Source organism: Pygmaiobacter massiliensis, assembly GCF_900199435.1.
GTDB lineage: Bacteria > Bacillota > Clostridia > Oscillospirales > Ruminococcaceae > Pygmaiobacter > Pygmaiobacter massiliensis.
The window spans coordinates 1585491-1603500 of record NZ_OAML01000003.1 but is presented as its reverse complement, the minus strand read 5'-3'; the positions used below and the strand labels follow the sequence as shown (position 1 = coordinate 1603500).

The 18010-nt window shown below is 48.9% G+C and carries 16 protein-coding genes and 1 tRNA gene; 4 read left to right on the top strand and 13 right to left on the bottom strand.

Annotated elements, in window-relative coordinates; all coding sequences use genetic code 11:
* Positions 1-119: 119 nt before the first annotated feature.
* Positions 120-1538 (bottom strand): TrkH family potassium uptake protein, encoded by a 1419-nt coding sequence (locus C1A11_RS12295; RefSeq protein ID WP_242965937.1) that lies wholly within the window; start codon positions 1536-1538, stop codon positions 120-122.
* A gap of 535 nt (positions 1539-2073) precedes the next feature.
* On the opposite strand from C1A11_RS12295, the gene C1A11_RS12290 reads away from it, so the two are divergent.
* A tRNA-Arg gene (locus C1A11_RS12290) sits at positions 2074-2150 on the top strand.
* A 462-nt stretch (positions 2151-2612) separates the two neighbouring features.
* The gene (locus C1A11_RS12280) at positions 2613-4028 is read left to right on the top strand and encodes an AAA family ATPase (protein ID WP_102050736.1); all 1416 of its coding nucleotides are present in this window, start codon (positions 2613-2615) and stop codon (positions 4026-4028) included.
* Between the two features lie 84 nt (positions 4029-4112).
* Here C1A11_RS12280 and C1A11_RS12275 read toward each other — a convergent pair whose 3' ends face one another.
* From C1A11_RS12275 to fliD, 9 genes are all read right to left on the bottom strand, one after another.
* Positions 4113-4928 (bottom strand): hypothetical protein, encoded by an 816-nt coding sequence (locus tag C1A11_RS12275; protein WP_102050735.1) that lies wholly within the window; start codon positions 4926-4928, stop codon positions 4113-4115.
* Positions 4928-6160, bottom strand: a complete 1233-nt coding sequence (locus C1A11_RS12270; RefSeq protein WP_102050734.1) for an EAL and HDOD domain-containing protein — start codon at positions 6158-6160, stop codon at positions 4928-4930. The genes C1A11_RS12275 and C1A11_RS12270 overlap by 1 nt, the downstream gene beginning before the upstream one ends.
* A gap of 140 nt (positions 6161-6300) precedes the next feature.
* Complete coding sequence (locus tag C1A11_RS12265) at positions 6301-6699, bottom strand: response regulator (RefSeq protein ID WP_102050733.1); 399 nt, start codon at positions 6697-6699, stop codon at positions 6301-6303.
* The gene (locus tag C1A11_RS12260; protein WP_102050732.1) at positions 6671-7189 is read right to left on the bottom strand and encodes a chemotaxis protein CheX; all 519 of its coding nucleotides are present in this window, start codon (positions 7187-7189) and stop codon (positions 6671-6673) included. Before C1A11_RS12260 ends, C1A11_RS12265 begins: the two co-directional genes overlap by 29 nt.
* A gap of 16 nt (positions 7190-7205) precedes the next feature.
* A complete protein-coding gene (locus tag C1A11_RS12255) occupies positions 7206-8984 on the bottom strand; it encodes a DUF342 domain-containing protein (RefSeq protein ID WP_180950351.1) in 1779 nt (592 codons plus the stop codon).
* Between the two features lie 164 nt (positions 8985-9148).
* Positions 9149-9886 (bottom strand): cell division ATP-binding protein FtsE, encoded by a 738-nt coding sequence (locus C1A11_RS12250; RefSeq protein WP_102050730.1) that lies wholly within the window; start codon positions 9884-9886, stop codon positions 9149-9151.
* Positions 9887-9981: 95 nt separating this feature from the next.
* Positions 9982-10386 carry a hypothetical protein gene (locus tag C1A11_RS12245; RefSeq protein ID WP_102050729.1) on the bottom strand — a complete coding sequence of 135 codons (405 nt, stop codon included), beginning with the start codon at positions 10384-10386 and terminating at the stop codon, positions 9982-9984.
* A gap of 8 nt (positions 10387-10394) precedes the next feature.
* Positions 10395-10772 (bottom strand): flagellar export chaperone FliS, encoded by a 378-nt coding sequence (gene fliS / locus C1A11_RS12240; protein ID WP_102050728.1) that lies wholly within the window; start codon positions 10770-10772, stop codon positions 10395-10397.
* A 24-nt stretch (positions 10773-10796) separates the two neighbouring features.
* On the bottom strand, positions 10797-13235 hold the full coding sequence (fliD, locus tag C1A11_RS12235) for a flagellar filament capping protein FliD (RefSeq protein WP_242965935.1): 2439 nt from the start codon (positions 13233-13235) through the stop codon (positions 10797-10799).
* A gap of 184 nt (positions 13236-13419) precedes the next feature.
* Between fliD and C1A11_RS12230 the strand changes: the two genes are divergently transcribed.
* Positions 13420-14208, top strand: coding sequence for a ParA family protein (locus tag C1A11_RS12230; protein WP_102050727.1), 789 nt, complete (start codon positions 13420-13422; stop codon positions 14206-14208).
* A 26-nt stretch (positions 14209-14234) separates the two neighbouring features.
* The gene (locus C1A11_RS12225; protein ID WP_102050726.1) at positions 14235-15098 is read left to right on the top strand and encodes a late competence development ComFB family protein; all 864 of its coding nucleotides are present in this window, start codon (positions 14235-14237) and stop codon (positions 15096-15098) included.
* A gap of 114 nt (positions 15099-15212) precedes the next feature.
* Here C1A11_RS12225 and C1A11_RS12220 read toward each other — a convergent pair whose 3' ends face one another.
* The 3 genes from C1A11_RS12220 to C1A11_RS12210 are packed head-to-tail and all read right to left on the bottom strand — an operon-like array spanning position 15213 to position 18008.
* The gene (locus tag C1A11_RS12220) at positions 15213-15773 is read right to left on the bottom strand and encodes a rubrerythrin family protein (RefSeq protein WP_102050725.1); all 561 of its coding nucleotides are present in this window, start codon (positions 15771-15773) and stop codon (positions 15213-15215) included.
* A 41-nt stretch (positions 15774-15814) separates the two neighbouring features.
* Positions 15815-17071 carry an EAL and HDOD domain-containing protein gene (locus tag C1A11_RS12215; protein WP_242965934.1) on the bottom strand — a complete coding sequence of 419 codons (1257 nt, stop codon included), beginning with the start codon at positions 17069-17071 and terminating at the stop codon, positions 15815-15817.
* 19 nt (positions 17072-17090) lie between these two features.
* Positions 17091-18008, bottom strand: a complete 918-nt coding sequence (locus C1A11_RS12210; RefSeq protein ID WP_102051090.1) for a chemotaxis protein — start codon at positions 18006-18008, stop codon at positions 17091-17093.
* Positions 18009-18010: the final 2 nt, after the last annotated feature.

Sequence of the window (18010 nt, the reverse complement as noted above, 5' to 3'; positions counted from 1 at the left end):
TTGCAGTAAAAAAGAGCGGCACAGTTGTACCGCTCTTTTAGAATATATCAGTTATCAAAGGATGTCAACGTTTTTTATTAGTCAACGCTAACTTCTCTTATTTCCACAAAAAAACCAGATTAGCCGACACTGATTTTTGCTTCTGGCAAAACGGCCCGCTTGCACTGGTCGCCAGCGCTGATGCTCAAGGTCATTGCCATAGAAATCGGCCCTACACGACCAATCAGCATTGCTAAAATCGTTACAATTTTTGCTATCGTGCCCATTGTTGCTGTAACGCCTACCGAAAGGCCGACGGTGCCAAATGCCGATACCGCTTCAAACAGGCAGTCAATCAGGTTTCCGTCAATCATGCCGTTGCGGGCTGGCGTATCAAACACCAACACCAGCGTGGTAAACATTACAACCATCATCGCAATGGTCACTATAGTAAGAGATTTATAAACCGTCTTTTTATCGATGCGACGCCCGCGAATAATTGGGTCTTCACGCCCGCTCGAAACGCCCATAACGGTCATAATAATAATCGCAAATGTGGTAACCTTCACGCCGCCGCCCGTGCCACCAGGGGCTGCACCAATAAACATTAAAAACGTGCAGGCCAATTTAGAGAGGACATGCATGCTGCCAAGGTCAATACTGTTAAAGCCTGCCGTACGGCAGCTCACCGATTGGAACAGTGCTGATAGTATCTTTTCCGAAAGTGAAACATCCGCAATTGTTTTTGTGTTGTTCCACTCCATCGCACCGATGACAACAGCGCCAAGCAAAATAAGAACGCCTGTCATAAGCAAAACAATTCGGCTGTGCAGCATCAGCTTTCTGCTTTTGGGATATAGCAGAATGTCTGACCACACAATAAAACCGAGGCCACCGAAAACGATCAGCAACATAATAATGCTAAGCACATACCAGTTGTTCGAGAACATGGTTAAGCTGGTATAGGGTGCAACGCTGCCAAACAGGTCAAACCCGGCATTACAGAACGCTGAAATAGCGGTAAATACCGAAAGCCAGACCGCACGCGCGCCAAACTCTGGCGCAAGCGCTGGCAGCAGCAAAATGGCGCCGCAGGCTTCGCAGGTAAATGTAATGCGCATTACCGTGTAAATAATTTTTTTCGCGGCAGCGGCATTGTCAAAATTGACCGAGTCACTTGCCAGCTTAAGGCTTTTAAAACCAAGCCGTTTGCCCATTACCAAGCCAAAAAAGGTAGTCAGCGTTACCAACCCCAACCCACCGATTTGGATAAGCAACATGATAACGACCTGGCCAAACAAAGTAAAAGCGCTGAAGGTATCGTAAACGACAAGACCTGTTACGCAGGTGGCCGAGGTTGCGGTGAACAGCGCGTTTAAAAACGGAATTCCCCCCGGGGCCTTCGTTGAAAATGGCAACATCAACAAGAGCGTACCACATAAAATCACCGCTAAAAAGCTTCCGACGATAACCCGCGCGGGCGAAAGCCGACCTGGCTTTTTGGGAGATTTAAAAACATCACTCCAATTTTTGAAATTGCCTAATGCATCACTTTTCAATTTTTATTTCCTCACTTTGAAATGCACTCCCGGGCACAACTGCAATGCCGCTATTACAGCTTAAAAAGTGCCTTCGCGCAGAGTGCCAACTTTTTTTGTCTCAAGTTGTCACACCGCGCGGTCATTATATTGTACCACCACCTAATAGGTATTTCAACTTGATTTTTTATCTTTTTTACTTTATAATGTTTTCTAGCTTAAAGGCCGCTTTTTATGCGAACTTTCCCGTTCACTTATGGCCTTAACCCAAGCCATTTCCTCGTGTTTACGCGCTTGCTGCACTATTTGCGTTTAAGCAAAACTAAGGCTTCGGCGGGCACAGCCAGCGTTTTTGCAGCTTTTTATAATTGGCTTAGGTTATTATTTTTCCGCTTTTTTAGCTCATTCATACTATACAATTGCTATGGCCGACACTGGTGCCAGCTTCACGAGCTCTAAGGCAAGCAAATTCTAACCGCTAAATTTAAGTCCATAACGCTCCACATTTTGAATTTTTGATATCTCTCATAAACCGTTTATCCTTAATAAAATATATGTCTCCGTAGCTCAGATGGATAGAGCGCTCCCCTCCTAAGGGAGAGGCCCCCGGTTCGACTCCGGGCGGGGACACCATTCAGGACTGAAAATGCAAGCTCGCTTGTGTTTTCAGTCCTTTTATTTTGGTAAAATCCTGTCGCATGCTGGCCTTTTTTCTGCGGCTTTCAAAGCTGAGGGTGGAAAGGTCGACCTTAGCTGCTTTACCGCCGCCATTGCTTATTCCTTAGCCAAACTGCCATTTGGTTTCGCCCTCAACAGGGTGCTTTTTAACTTCAGAAATTTTCTGGGAAGCTCACACTCGATGAAGGCATAGCGGTAAGCTCGCGTTCTCATAAAAAGCTTGTTGTTTTGATTTTGTCTTTAAGCCAACTATATCAAAAGAATGAAGCTGGGACCATGAAACAGCAGCAGCAATCTTCCTGCCAGCATGATTTAAATAGGTAAATTTTGTCTTGCGAGTGTTTGAATCTCAAATTTTTCCTCATACTGTTATTGAATGGATTGTTAACTCATGCCGTAGAAAGGATTACTTGAACTATGTCGCAAAATTCACTTTCTCGCTTTGCTGCCTGCAGCCCTGCTGATTACCGCTGCCTCAAGGCGCAAATCGACGCTGCCTCTCAAGAGGGGCGGTCTTATGAGTTTGGCAACTGCCTGCTTTTGCCGGGTTGCCGGCCGCAGCAGGCGACTGTAAGCTTTTGGCGTGACCGCACAGGGTATCTTATGTCGGTGTTTCCCCCAGTTTCTTACACTGGGCGCAACACCGCGGCGGTCTGCCTGTTTCGTACTTCTCGGCAAGGCTTTGCTAACTTTGATGCCTTACAGTCATTTTTGGGCGATCTTGCACAGGGCAGCTTTACCCCTGTGCCGTTTGGTCCCACTACTTCTCTTACAGAAGCAGATGAGGTGGTGCTGCCCGAAAGCACTGCATCCCGCTCTCCGGGCTATCAGGCCCTCGCCGCCGCGCTTGGGCGCACGGTAATCGGGCAGGAGCGTGCCATAGAGGCAACCGCGTTTAAGCTTTTCACGCATATTAGTAAAAAAAATCCGCTTCGCCCGCTTTCACTCATCTTTCACGGCCCCACCGGGGTCGGTAAGTCAGAGCTTGGCAAACAGGTTGCGCCGGTGCTTAACAGCTTTTTGGGCGAAAACACTTATCAATTTGTCTGGACGGAGCTAAACACTTTTACCCAGGCACATTCGGTATATCGCCTCGTCGGGGCACCCCCGGGCTATGTGGGCTACGATGATAAGCCGGTATTGGAGGCCGTAATGCAAAACCCCAACACCGTATTTATGTTTGACGAACTTGAAAAAGCGCATCCGGAAGTTTTAAAAACCCTGATGTCTGTTCTTGATGAAGGCCGTTGTGCTGCCCGCAAAGAGTTTTCCGGTCATAAGCGCGAGTTGGATTTTCGCCGCTGCATCTTTTTGTTTACAACCAATACCGACTTATCTGGCAAACTGGGGCACCGCAGCCAAGAGCCGGTGAACACATCCGCCTTGTCCAGTTTTTCCGCTCCAGGCACTGTTTCGCTTGCCAATCGCATTTTTGAGGCCAACGAGCGCGGGCGCCGTGCTTTGGCAGACAGTGGCGTGCTAAAAGAGATTGCAGGGCGCTTTGGCGGATATATCGAATTTTTACCGCTGGATAACCGTGCCAAGGTACTCATTATCGCACAGCAAATTGTTGCATTAGGGCGCGAGTTCGACATCGAAATCGTGTATGTTTCCCCCGCTATTATTCAGGCTATTCTGGACCAGGCCGTCACCGAAGCGTTTTCGGTGCGCTCTCACGCCAGCATTATTGAAGGGTATCTTACCGAGTTTTTGCTCTGCCATGCAGAGGATTACCCCGATACCCCGATGCGACTTGAAGGCACTGTCGATGCGCTTCGTCTGGTTCCGTTGGCTCCACCTCCCCCCGCTGACGCCAAACGGCGGGGCGCATAGGTCATAAAAACAATTTGGCGTTGTTCCCTTTCCCTCCAAAAGCAGAAAAGCTGATACCGAAATTCCGGTATCAGCTTTTCTGTTTTAAGCGGCGTTTTGGCTGCTGCTTTTTGTATCAGAGCTTGCAGCAATTTTAGGCAAAAGCTGCGTAATGGTTTCATTTTTTTGGTCTAGCCGGTAGAGATATTTTTTATCCCCTGTCATTAAATAAATTCCCTGTACCTGCCCGGTCAGCTGTGGGTCGGTAGTGTTGTAGATGCTAAACTTAAGACAAGCGCGGTTGTCCACAAAAACAAGGCCGTCTACCGGGTAAATCTGATAATCGCTCATCTTATCACCGGTCAACCCCACGTCTGCAGGTTCCAGCTTCTTAAAATAAGAAATCGCTTCGCTTATGGTCATTGGCTCTACCGGCTCTGTAATTCTGCCCTCTGGCTGGCTTACCGTAACGGTGCACTCCTCGTCTTTCCACGCAAGGTCAATGGCAAAGATATGCTTTTCTACAGCCGATGATTTTGCTACGCGCAACGTGCCTTCGGTAGGCAACAGGTCCGGCATTTCTGTTACTTCAGCAGCTTCATCCATAACATTAAATTCAGAATCTTGTGTTGTCAGCCACTCCGCGTAAGCTTTTACCGTTTCGTTTACCTGTGCAATCTTTTCATAGCGATAAACGTAAACCGGCGCTGTGCCAGAAGAAGCGTCTTCTTTCGGCTCCTCTATTGCAACAAGGCTGCCGTTATCCTCTGTCAGCATTTGGTCCAGTGGGGACGCGCTGTCCTCGCCAATTACATATGCCTCCGGGGGTTGCGGTGCATCTTTACCGCAGCCGCTGAGCACCGTGGCGGTTAATAAAATTGCAGGCAGCAAAATCGTGGCCGCTCTACTTATGGTTCGCATTATCTGGATACCTCTCCTAGCTCATTAAAAATATGGTCTGTTTCTCTGATGCACTCCATGTAGAGCATTGCCACCTGCTCAGGGCAAATCCGCAAATCCAAATCTGGCAGCTCTGCGTTGGGGTCGCCTTTTTCGTATGTCATTGCGTAATCTAAAAAGCGAGAATATTCATTTTCTGCTTTGTCCAGCAGCACTTCTGAAATCACCACAGGAACGTTAATCTCTTGCAGCAACTCACTCATTTCAATGCCCAGAATTTGATCCAGTAAACTGAACATACCGAGCAAAAATCCGCGATCGCTATATTTCGCCATGTTGGATTCCAGCATCAGCCGCTCTATAAAGATACCCCGCAAGTAAGACTGGCGTACCAGTTCATCAAACCTTGTTACATTGTTTTCACGCGCAAGCAACAGCAATGTCCAGCGACGGAACTCCTGTGTCCCCATCATAACAAGCGCCAGCTTAATTGCGGTAATAATGTTACCACGATAATATTGCAGGGTCTGGATTTTTTGCATGATGCGATAAGTAAGCACAACGTCCGAATGAATGATGTGCGCACAGCGGTCAAAATCAATTTCATCCTGATGCAGCTCTCGCAAAATCCGACCGTAAGAAGACGCGGCGATTGAAGGCAGCGTACGGTGCAAAATAACCGGCTTTTCAAAATAGTAGCCTTGAAAAAGTTGATAACCCAGATGCATCGAACGGACAAACTCTTCTTCTGTTTCTATCTTCTCTGCCAGCAAAGTAATCGATGAATCTTTAAGATTGTTTGCGATTCTGCGCTGGGTATCGTAATCAGTCAGGCGGAAGTCGACCTTTACAATATCCATATACGGCAGCAGTCTTTGAAACGCCTGATCTCCTGTATAGTCGTCCAGTGCCAGCACGTAGCCCTCATCTTTTAAAAATTGCAGCTTTTGCAAAAGCACATTTGTAATTTTGATATCCTCTATAATTTCCACCACAATGTCCTGCGGCTGGGCCAGCAGGACAAAGTCGTTCATGATGAGGTCTTTTGTGAAATTGATATAGGCAGGGCGCCAGTTGGTCAGCTGCGGCAGCCCAAACACAGTGATTGCATCCGAAAGCAGGCGGCTGGTGGCCTGGCAGCCGTTGCTGATGTTGGCCTGGTTTACAGTCAGACTATCGCGATAAAGCAGCTCATACCCTTCCACCTTTTTTCTGCAGTTGAAAATGGGCTGCCGCGCAATGTACGCTTCCATAGTTTCTCCTCACTCTTTACGGTTGGTACTTGTCCGGCCTATCAAAAGTGGCCGATATCTCATCTTTGATATGGCTTAGCTATGCACCCATGGCAAATTTGAGGTCCTTTTACCGGCAACCGCTTGCCACAGCCAATCCATCATACTTCGTCTTCCGGGCTGTTCGATGCGGCTTTTTTTGCGATTGCGCTGCGCAGCGCCTCCAGCAAGCCTTCTTTTTTAAAAGGCTTAAACAAAAACCCAGCTGCGCCAATTGCTACTGCTGCATCTATTGTATTATCGTATGCCAACGAGGACGCCATTACAATGCAAGCCTGTGGCCACCGTTCTCTGATTAATTTTGCCGCGTCAAGGCCATCCATGCCGGGCAGCACGATATCCATCGTCACCACATCCGGCTGTACCACTTCATAAACCGCAAGGGCTTCTTCGCCGGTGCGGCAGTGCGAGACGACTTCGTAATCGCTGTCCTGCAGCATCTTTTTTACTTGCGAGTAAGTTATTTTAGAATCATCTACTACCATTACACGGTATTTCATCTGTGTCATCTCCCTTTCTGGCGATAATGGTATCTGCAAAATAAAGCAACAGGTGTTCGTGCCGGTCACTGCAAAAATACAATCTTTGGCCTTTTTGCAAATCAGCAGGCGGTACGTCCGCCGTTTCAAAAAAGCAAGGAGGATAAAATCTGGCTGGAATGCCGGTTTTATCATAAATCGCAGAAATCAGCTGCCCACAGAGAATATTTAAAAATTCTTTTGCTGCTTCTTCTACTTCTTCCTGAGTCGGCTCGCTGCACTCAAAAAGCGTTTGAGCCAACCTGAAAAAGAAACTGTGGTCGCCGTATAGTAAAATACAGCTGTCATACGCGCCGCCAATTTTGATGCTGACTGCCAGCGGAGGAATCTCGGAAAGCGCGCCGGACAGACGCAAAACTTCTATTTCCGCCCAGTCCTTCAAAACATTCCTCATCAACTGTTCTGCCAGTTTTGGCAGCCATTGGGCAGTGATGGGTTGTTCTAATCGCACTTTTCATCTCCTCCAGCTAAAAAATCTCAATATCTTTGGTCTGGCTGTCGTATACAGCGGTGCAGCCCTTCCAAACTTCCTCAATTTTCCGAACGGCAGCGCCTATCTGCAAAATGGTGGTGGGGTAAATGGTTCCTGCCTCTAAGCGGCAGCGTGCACGGTCCACCTTCATTTCCATCAGCTCCTGCTGGCGCTTTACCAGTTTCGCTTCTTTCAACGCCAGCACCGATTTGCGCAGCCGCAAATCGGCGTGTTTTTTGTTTTCTTCCTCTTTACTGCCCTGGTTATCGAGGAAATTCAGTTGCCTGTTTACTTCTTCCAGCTCTTTGCGCAAAGCCTCCAGCGCAACACGGTTATCATCCTGCTCTTTTTGCACATACGGCAGCACGCCCAGCACAATTTCTGTTTTGCGCCCGCTTTGCGAGCCAATGATGTTTGCTTCAATTTGTCCGGCGGCCGTAAGGCTTCCGCCAAGTATCGTGCCTCGGCCGGTCAGCACACTGATGCGCTGGTCGCTATAAATTTCTGAGTTAATAATGCAATCCGCAAAAGTGCAGTCGCCAGAGTAAACAACGCAATTTTCAAGGTACTTTGCCTTTACTGATTTTTTGCTTTTCAGCAAAGCTTTATTGTCTCCCAGCACTCCTTTGGTAACAATGATGTCACCGTCAGCCTCCACTGTCGCAGCCTCTACTAGCCCATCAATCGTTACGGTACCGGTAGCACGCACGGTAAACTTTTCGCGCACGTCACCTGCAATATGTACATCGCCCAAAAAGTTGATGTTGCCGGTAGAATAATCCACATTGCCGGGTACCTGCAAAATAGATTTCACCTGAAAAGCATTGGTATGGTATAGCAAGTGTCCGCTCATTGTCGCAACAAGGTGCAGGCCCTCTTCGTCCAGCGCTGTATTGCTGCCGCGGGGCAAAACAGCCGGTTTCACCGGCGGCGGCTTAATCACCTGCCCGGTTACCATAACACCCGGGGTGCCCTCCACAGGGGCGTACACATCGCAGATGACATCGCCTTTTTTGATGGTTTGCACATAGCTCTGCGCACGGTAGTCCACGTTGCCCTCTTCATCTAAAGCGACCTGCCGGGTATTTTCACGCGGGTAGTGGTCGGTTACACCGCCGTCTTTACCCGGCAGCGCGGGGACGCCCCATGCCACCATACACAGGCGGAAGTAGGGTCTTTCTTGCAACAGTGTCTGATATTGCTCTGCATGCAGCCCGGTTGTGACTTTCGCCTTGCGCAAAGCTTCGGCAATCTCTTCTTCGGTAAGCGGTGGTTCCCCGCCGGTCGGCGGCACCGCGAACATCCACGCCGCCAGCCCGCTTTGCGCCACAACAACCCAGCATTGTGCTTTCAGCCGTATCGGATCCTGGCCCTCTGCCACAGGGACGCTTAGCTTTTTCAGGCGTTCTGCAGCAAAACGCTCCAGCAGCTCTGCTGCGTGCTGTTTTTCTTTTTCCAGCTCTTCCGCTTCAAACTGCACGGTATCGTCCGGGCTGTTTTCCAGCGAAAGTGAAGGCGGATTGGTGTCCTCTTCTTTTTCGTTCCATTCACGCCATAAGGTCCAAACCGGTCCCTGCGAGGATAGCTTCAGTCGGTCGGTAACGGGTTCGATTTGCGATTCTTCCGTTTCCTGGGAAGGTAAGGTCTCTCCCAGTTCCGTTGTTTCGGCCTCGGTGCGGACTTCCGGATCGGGCGCAGTATCGGCTGGTTGTGCCACATTTTTTCCACCCAACGCAGCCATCCAACCGGAAATCCCTGTTTTCTTCTTTTCCACCAGCGATCTTCCTCCTTTCCTGCGCACTGCATTTTTTGCAGTGCCTTGCAGATGCTTCATTTCGGAATTGCGCTTGGTACCCGCAACAGGAATAATGCCTTGCAGACAGAAAACCACCGCAAGGCTTTCACTCTGTTTTAGAATTGGTGCAAAACAGTTTGCGGCTACTTTATAATGTAAGGTTTGGTGTTTCGTTTTTTGACAATAGATCCGTATCTTCCGTTTTCAACATCGCCTGCAATCTTACCTTCTACCATAGTAATCACACGGCGGCGCATAATGTTGACAATCTGGCTCGCATGTGTAGCCATGATAATGGTCGTGCCCTGTCGGTTCAGTTCATCCAAAAGATACATCATATCCCAGATATTATCCGCATCAAGGTTTGCGGTAAGCTCGTCCAGCACTAAAATGTGGGGGCTGTTCAGTAATGCACGCGCTAACTCGATGCGGCGGCATTCCCCACTGGAGAGCTCTACGGGATAGTGCTTTTCTACGCCCGGCATACCTACCAGCCCGAGCACCTTTTCAATTCGCTCGGCTTCCCGTTCGCCTTTTTTCAGCTTCTTACGGTCTACCGCCATCAGCAAATTTTCTGCAATCGTCGCTTTGCGAATCAGGCTTGCTTCCTGCCATACACGCCCAAAGCATTTGCGCACCTGCTGCAGCGTTCTGCCGGTGGCCTGGCTGAGGTTTTGATCGTCAAGATAAACAAATCCGCGGTCAGGCGGCAACTCGCCGGTAATAAGGTTCAGCAAGGTGCTTTTGCCTGCCCCGCTGCTGCCGGTAACAAACAAAAATTCGCCTTGTTCTATTTTAAGGTTTACTTCGCGCGCAGCAGGTAGCCTGCCTTTTTCCCAGTAAAAAGTTTTTGTCACATCTTCCAGGCGTATTGTGGGCATAGTGCGTGTTCTCCTTTTGTTGTTAAAAACGGAGGGGTGCTAAACGGTTGCCCTCACCTGTCTAAACCGGAAATCAGATGTAGCGGAGACGCGGCTTAGCCTTCTTGCTCTTTTGACGCATAAAAGGATTTTTCTCCGCACAGTTTACGGCTGATGCGCTGATCCAATTCTACGAATTTAAGAAGGAATCTGCGGTTTGCAGCCAGTGCATTCGCCAGTCGTTCCTCTTTTTCTGTGGTTGCAGTGCCGCCTTCTAAAATCCTTCCGATTTCGGCCGCGTCCTGTGCAGGCCACTCGTTTAGCTGGTCGTGAAAAATCGCCTCAAGCTCGCGCATTTTATAAATCGGCTCTTCTCGCATCGAAATCAGCATCCGCATCGAAACCTGGTCATCTCTGTCTACGGCTTCTGCCAGCTGCTCGGTAAGTGAGAATAATTCTGTAATATGGTTATAAAAGCGTTTTGTATAAACCAGTGCTTCGGTGTAAATTTCTTGCTCCATTCTGCCATCTACCTTTCTATGCCGCTGCTTTTCTGCGCGGTGCGAAAGGTATCTCGCAAGTCCACAATCATCGGCTTTACTTTGCGCAGCTCTTCTAAATTTCTGCCAGCTTTGATGCGGCTGAATTCATAGCAGAAAAATTCATAAAGGCGGGTAAGCTCGGCACTAATTTCATATTGCCGGTCCAGTGTGTCATCAAGATAATGGATAATATCTAAGCTGCGGTCTATAGAAGTCTCGAACACTTCATAGTCCGCTTTATCCAGTGCGAGTTCCGCGCGGGTCACGCGTTTTACCAGCTCGTCATAAAGCAGTAAAAGCAATTCGCCCTGGGTCATGGTATTGATTGATTGTTCTTTATACTGTTGGTAACCCCTCATATCCATTGTGGGTCTCCTCCTTTTGGCTCATTAGCCGCCCATCATACCGGAAAGCGCAGAACTCTGCGAATTCATCTGGCTAATCAATTTTTCAAGCTGGGTAAATTTGCTGGTGTAGCGATCAATCTGATCGGACATTTTGGTTTCCCATTTTGTAATCTGGGCATCAATGGTGCTCATATTGCTCTGAAGTGTATTTTTCAGCAAAGAGAGCGAAGAGTACGTAGTGCCTGCTTTCTGCACCAAAATACCTTTGGTTGCACCTGTTACACTTGCGTACTGGTCCATCTGCTTTTTCAGCGACTGCATCAAACCATTTGTGGAAGCGCCGTCTGCATCTTTGGATTTTGTGAAGGCGTCTTTCACCGCATCCGGGTTGCTCTCCAGCATGCCGCGCAGTTTGTTTTCATCCAGCGAAATCGTTGTCAGACCCTGAGAATAAGTAGTGCTGATGCCCATTTCACGTAGGGCAGAGCCATCGTTACCGGTGGGGGAAATCGAGCTTCTCAGTTTCTCGTACAGCGAGGATAAATCGCGGTCTGCAAAAAGGAGACCCTTCTTTGCATTTTTCTCGTAAGCAGCCACCGCAGATTCTGACATGCTTGCTTTATCCTCTTCGGTCAGCGGTTCGTATTTTTTGCCTTTGCTGCTTTGTAGCGGTGTGGTTGAAAACTGCTCGCGAATCTCTTTGACCATCGCGTTATAATCTTCCACCATGCTTTTAATCGCGCCCACAATTTTGTCGGCATCTGATTTTGTCGTAAATGTCACGTCTCCGCTGCCCTCTGTAAAAGTGCCCTGCAGCGTCATCGACATACCATCGAGATCCACATTATTAGAGCTGCGTGTCAGCTCCATTTTCTGGCCATTGATGGTGGCGGTGAAAATTGCATCCTGCCCAGCGGTATAACCGGCAGCTGCAGACCCATCTGCATTTTTGGTATTGCCAAACATCGCCTGCGCAAGGCCGCCGCCAAATTCTACCCCGCCGGAAGCGCCGGTATTTTTAGAGGTAAAGACGAACTGATTCGTCGTCTGCGAGAAGCTGACATCTACGTTTGCTTCGGTGTTCGAGCGGACATCTCGCAGTACGGTTTCCAGTGCAGTGTCTTCGGTGTACTGGCCAATTTCCACGCCATTAAGCTGGAAAGAGTAGAGTTTTTTGCCCTCGCTGTCGGTCTTAAAAGTACCGTCCGGGTTTTTCAGCGCCATGGCATCGTTCAGCAGGCTGTTTCCATCCGGGCCCTTCAGCGCAGAAAGCTTGCGCGACAGGTTGACGTAGCTGGTTTCGGTATTTTCCATGCCCAGTGCCGCACCAATTTGGGAGCTAATATGCAGAGAGGAACCGGCTGCGACATTAAAATTCAGTTTCAGGGTGTTTCCGGTTGCATCCAGATTGCTTACCTTCACCTTGCTCTCGCCCGAGCTCAACTTGCCAAAAGCAGCGTCTACTTTAGTTTGCAGCGCACCGGTAAATGCCTGCGCGTCGGTAGCGCCGGGGTTAGAAGTTTTATATGCAGCAATCTCGTCTGCGCTCGGCAGCTTTATTTTTTTAGAGGTTTTGTCGAGGGTAAGGTTAATCTCTTTGCCCTGCAAATACTCTGCGGTAGTCACTTTGCGGGTCAAAACATTAGCATCGGTCAAGGTAATACTGGTAGGCTTATTGTCTGCCGAAATTGTAAGGCCCAGTGCACCTTGAATAGCGCTGCTGGCTCCGCTGATAGACACTTCGTTGCCCGCATTCTTTTTGTCAGTGAATTTAATCGAGCCGCCTTCCACGGTAACCCCAATCAGGCTGCTTGCAGAAACTGATTCCCCTGTGCCCGTGACGATTTTCTGATCATCGAGCTTTTTGGTAATTGCGTCTGCCAGCTTCTGAGGATCGGGTTTGCCGTCTGCTCCAGTAAAAATCTCAAGTTCATCAAAGTTGATGGTCGTGGTTTTATTGCCGTAGTTCAGCGTCATCGAGCCTGTCATCGTGCTCACATCCATCTGCTGGGTCAGGTCCACTGCTGTGCCCGCAGAAATGCTCACGCCGTCGCTGCCGGTCAGCGCACTGCCCGAAACCGCATAACGCGCAGCGGTTGCCAGCTGGCTGATGCTGTTTAAAATAATCTGGCTTGTGCTTTTTCCTGTCGCGGTTACTTTTGAAGCATTTGTTCCACCCGGGGTAATTGTGGTAGCTTTATCGAAAAAGCTGCTGCTGAGCAAGTTGGTCGAGGAGGTATAAGACATGTACTTATTATTGAACGACACCATCTTATCAATGATGCTGCGATAAGCCTCCTGCTGCCACTCTAAAGAGGTGCGCTTTTTTTGAAGCGTTGTAATTTTTGTTTTAATGCCGGAGACCGCATTTTCAATCATACTTTCGGTGTCCATGCCACTGGCAAGACCACTCAACACATTACGGTTGCCGTAGATGCTGCTCATCGCACTGTTATTCACGTTGCTTACTGCCGACGCCATATTCATCTCTCCTTCATTTATGTCTGATAGTGTCAAAACTCTGTTTGTCGAACTTTTTGGAGTTTTCACAGAAAAAGAATCAGTATTTCTTTAATTTTTGCAATCTGCTCTATATTTTTTTATCGACATATAGTATAGTAAAGTTAAGTCTTACGACACAGTTTTTGCTAATGGAGGGATATTTTTGGCGAAAATTATTGCAATTACAAATCAAAAAGGCGGGGTTGGCAAAACCACCACTGCCGCTGCCTTTATTAGCGGGCTGCATCACCGTGGAAAAAAAGTTCTTGGCATTGACCTCGACCCACAGGGAAGCCTGGGCTTTAGCCTTGGCATTGAAATTGAAAATTGCTCCACCATCTACGAAGTGCTCAAAGGGCAGGTTCCTATCGACGAGGCTATCGTATCTACCGAACACGGAGATCTTCTCCCGTCCAACATTTTGCTTTCTGCGGCAGAATTGGAGTTTAACCGCCCCGGCCGAGAGTTTTTGCTCAAAAGCCAAATTTCGCGCATCGAGTTGAATTATGATTATATTATTATAGATACACCGCCGGCGCTGAACGTACTGACACTCAACGCTTACGTGGCCGCAGACTCTCTCATCATCCCGATGATTCCCGAGATTTTAAGTTTGCTCGGCATCAGTCAGATTCAGGAAACGATTGAAACTGTACGCCGATGCTATAATTCGCGGCTGGAGGTATTGGGGATTTTGCTCAACAAGTATAGTCCTCGCATTACCTTAAACCAAGAGGTGCTGGAGCTGTCAGAGCAGATTGCAAAACAGCTTAACACCCGCGTGTTTGAAAGCAAAATTCGCGCTAGTGTTACCGTAGCCTCGGCACCCGCCCATGGAGAAAGCGTGTTAACCTTTGCACCACGCTCCAAACCCGCACTGGACTTTGAGCAGCTGATTGATTCTGTCGTTGCAGAGCCCTTTGCCACCGAGGCCCTTAAAATTTCGCTTTAATTCGCTTATGCAAGGAGATTCCCCTTATGCCACCGAAAAAAAATGCAAAGAGCAATAAAACTGCTCATGTTTTAAATCTGCTCTCACACAGCCCAGAAGCAGAGCCGATTGCCGAAACCAGCCATGTACCCGGGGATGCTGCCGAAGCTGCCACCCCTTCTGCTGTCAGCGAACCTTCTATCGCAAGCCCGGCAACCACGCTCATACCGCCGGTGCTGGAAGTTGCCCATGCGTTAGACAGCAGCTTGTCAGATACCATCCGTGGTGCTCTTGAAGACGATTTGGAGGATTATATGAAAAAACAGAATGCCGACTCCAGTCCCCGGGATGCCCAACCACCCTTTGAAGAAGCCGAATTGCTCTCTGCTGCGGAGCCCCTTGTTTCACAGAAAGAGGAGCCCCTGTCCTCTGAAGAATCGCTGGAAGCTGCCATTGCGCAGGAGCTTTCGCTCGCAGAGGAAACTCCGGTGCAGCCAGTTGAGGATCCTCTGCCGGAGCAAGAACCCGAAATGGTCGCTGTGCCTAAGGCAGAGGTCGCCACTACAAAACCTGAACCGGTTATCGCAGCGCCTGCGCCGCTGCCCGACAGCGTCGCGCGCCACCCTGTTGCCACCGATGAGGACATCATCTACGTCAACGTGATGCAGGAGCTGGTGGAAGAAAAAGCAGATAAATACATCAAAATGTTCGACCTGTGTCCCTGCCGCCGCTGCCGCGTCGACGTAAAGGCATTGGCCCTTTCTCACCTGCCGCCCAAATATGTGGTAATGCACCGCGGCGAGATGATTCCAATGCTTACTTTTTACGAAGGGCAATATAGCGTCGGGGTTACTGCGCAGCTTGCACAGGCGTGCCAGCAGGTGCTTGAGCATCCGCGCCATAAACTGTAATTTTACTTAGTATAAAAAGACCGAAGCGATGCAAAACGCAAAGCTTCGGTCTTTTATTTTAGTTTTGAATTTTGAGGCACTCCACAATCTGGCACCTAGCACTGCTTTTCAGCCTTAAGCTTCGTAGGTGCAGTTTTCAAATGAGCCAATGGCTTTGCAAACCGTGCAAACATCTGGACGAGTGGGATAAACGGCACCGCAGAACATGCAGCGGTAGCCTTGGCGCTGTGTTTTCGGGGCAGGCGCTTCTGCGGCCGGCTGTGCTTGGGTTTTGTTGCGTGTGCTCATCAGCTCAGCGCACAGCGACATAAACTGGCGCTCGTGGTCACGCTCGATATCTGCCACATGCTCAAACATGACAGCGAGGGTTTCCAGGCCTTCTTCTCTTGCTTTTGCTGCAAAAGCAGGGTACATGCTATGCCATTCCTGCAATTCGCCCTGGGCTGCCTCTCGCAAATTTGCAAGCGTGTCAGAGGTATCCCCATGCAGTGCTTCAAACCAGAACTTGGCGTGCATCATTTCATTTTTCGCCATTCGCTCCAGCGCGTCGGCTACTTTATCCTCGCCTGCTTTGCGTGCGGCCATGGCGTAGAACGTATACTTATTGCGCGCCATAGACTCGCCAGCAAGTGCAGCTTTAAGATTCTGTTCAGACTCTGTTCCCTTGATATTCATACCGTTTCTCCTATTTTCTCTCTATCGGCATGGCCTTATTTTTAGGTCATCATATTGGTAGTAAGTTGTTTCCACACACTATACACGTCATCCACGCAATTAAAGTAAACGCTCGTCAGCACATTTGTCGGAATCCCCAGCTGGTCCGCCAACTCGTTGATAGAGGGCCAATCGGCACGCTCATAACTCAAAGCCAAATCATACAGCAATCCGCAGCGCCCCTTGTGCTTAAGCAGCGCATCTTTAACCTCGTCCGCAATGGGAATGGCCGACAGCACTTCCTCCATTGGGGCGTTAATGAGGTAGTTGAGCGTAGAAAACATGCCCATTAGGTACGCATCCGACTTTGCAATCGGCATATTCACCGCGTAATCCATCAGGTTGCGGCAGAAGCTGCCGCGCATAAACGAAAGCTTGAGAAATTCTTCGCTGCCCTCGTCAATTTTGTTCTCGGCATTGCTTGCACTCAGCAGGTAAATCCACTGTTTCAGCTGGCTAAGGCCCAACGTCATCACTGCCTGATGAATGTTGGTGGCGCGGTGACGCATCGCAAAATAAGTAGAGTTTGCAAGTTTCAGCAAACCATAAGTCAGCGTGGCATCGCGGGCAATAATCTGCTCAATCTCGTCCACATCCGGCTCATCTTTGGTCACCGCCACCATTAGGGCAAAAAAGTTGCTCTGCATATATCCGCTGGTGTGGGCTTTCACCGCCAGCTTTTCCGCTACGTAAATGCCTTCCAGCGCATCCACACCAAGCTCAATTGCCTGGCGATATGCTTCTTCGCTGTCCACTTCCACCGCAATGCATTTTTTGCCCATCGTGTGCGCAAGCTCGATAATGTTATGCGCGGTAATGCGGTTGGTGGTTTGCAGGTTCATCTTGATGTAGTCGATGCTATCCATCAACGCCAGATAGCGCGGCGCAAACTGAAACTGGTTTACCGCAATGCGGTAACCTTCTTTGCTGTACTGCTGCACCAGGTGCATTGCCAGAGGATGTATGATGACGCTGTCGTCAATTTGAATGACCAACTCAGACTTGTCGAACAGCTGCGGGGTCCGTTTCATCAGCAAGGTGGTGGTGAAGGTCATAAAGCTCAGCGAGTCGGACAGCATCTTGTCAGAATTTTGAGTCAAAAAATTATAAATGGTGTCTGCCGCGGCAAACTCGCTGGTTGCCGAGTTTGCTGCGTTACCAAACGCCTGGTTTTCGCCGTGATATAAAATTTCATAGCCGATAATTTTATTCTCGGGGCTCTTAATCGGCTGCCTTACAATAAACTTGCTTGCCATCATATCCTCCTTTCTTTTTTGCTTATTTTTTCTTTTTCAGCAAAGAGTCCATTACATCTACCAGATGCCCAATTTCCGGCTTGCTGAGCTGTTCATCCGCACCAAGTTGTCTGCCCTTGCGCCGCATTTCGTCTGAAATGAGCGAAGAGAAGATAATCAGCGGAATTTTTTTGAGCTCTGCATCGTCTTTAACCAATTTGGTCAAACGGTGGCCGTCCATCTGGGGCATCTCAATATCGGTAATAATCAGCGCGACCTTGTTTTCAATGTCGCCAGCCTGTTTCACTGCGCAAAGGCGGTTCCAAAGCTCCTGGCCATTGGTAAACATGGTCAGGTTATCATAGCCTGCTGTGCGCAATGATTTTTCAATCATGCTGGTCAGCAGTACCGAGTCTTCTGCAATAAAAATAGGCTGCGAGCTGGTTTCACGCGGGCCTAAATGAGAAACTTCGCTGATCTGAATCGAAGTTTCCGGTGCAATTTCTGCCACGATTTTTTCAAAATCCAGCACTGTCACCAGATCTTTGCCGCATTGGGCAATGCCGGTGGCAACCCCTTCAGTGCCGCCAGAAGACACTTTATCCGGTTTTTGGATATCTTTCCAGGAAATGCGGCTGATGCCAACCACAGTATGTACCCGGAATGCGATATACATTTTATTAAAATTCGTGATAATGAAAACGTCTTTATCCGACTTTTGGGTTTCGCCGCCGTTGAGGTACTTGGGTAGGTCCACTACCGTAAGAACCGTACCGCGCGGTTTGAAAATGCCTTCCACAGCAGAATGGGTGTGCGGCATTGCCTTAACCGGTGCCGACATCATAATTTCGCGCACCTTGGCAACGTTGATTCCATACAAGTTGCCGTCAATGGTAAATTCCATTATTTCAATCTCGTTGGTCCCGGATTCCAGCAGAATCCCGTTCTTTTGCTCTTCCATCA

Coding starts and splice junctions, on each gene's coding strand:
- C1A11_RS12280 (WP_102050736.1), top strand. CDS start 2,613: ATGTCGCAAAATTCACTTTCTCGCTTTGCTGCCTGCAGCCCTGCTGAT.
- C1A11_RS12275 (WP_102050735.1), bottom strand. CDS start 4,928: ATGCGAACCATAAGTAGAGCGGCCACGATTTTGCTGCCTGCAATTTTA.
- C1A11_RS12270 (WP_102050734.1), bottom strand. CDS start 6,160: ATGGAAGCGTACATTGCGCGGCAGCCCATTTTCAACTGCAGAAAAAAG.
- C1A11_RS12265 (WP_102050733.1), bottom strand. CDS start 6,699: ATGAAATACCGTGTAATGGTAGTAGATGATTCTAAAATAACTTACTCG.
- C1A11_RS12250 (WP_102050730.1), bottom strand. CDS start 9,886: ATGCCCACAATACGCCTGGAAGATGTGACAAAAACTTTTTACTGGGAA.
- C1A11_RS12245 (WP_102050729.1), bottom strand. CDS start 10,386: ATGGAGCAAGAAATTTACACCGAAGCACTGGTTTATACAAAACGCTTT.
- fliS (WP_102050728.1), bottom strand. CDS start 10,772: ATGGATATGAGGGGTTACCAACAGTATAAAGAACAATCAATCAATACC.
- fliD (WP_242965935.1), bottom strand. CDS start 13,235: ATGGCGTCGGCAGTAAGCAACGTGAATAACAGTGCGATGAGCAGCATC.
- C1A11_RS12225 (WP_102050726.1), top strand. CDS start 14,235: ATGCCACCGAAAAAAAATGCAAAGAGCAATAAAACTGCTCATGTTTTA.
- C1A11_RS12220 (WP_102050725.1), bottom strand. CDS start 15,773: ATGAATATCAAGGGAACAGAGTCTGAACAGAATCTTAAAGCTGCACTT.
- C1A11_RS12215 (WP_242965934.1), bottom strand. CDS start 17,071: ATGATGGCAAGCAAGTTTATTGTAAGGCAGCCGATTAAGAGCCCCGAG.
- C1A11_RS12210 (WP_102051090.1), bottom strand. CDS start 18,008: ATGGAAGAGCAAAAGAACGGGATTCTGCTGGAATCCGGGACCAACGAG.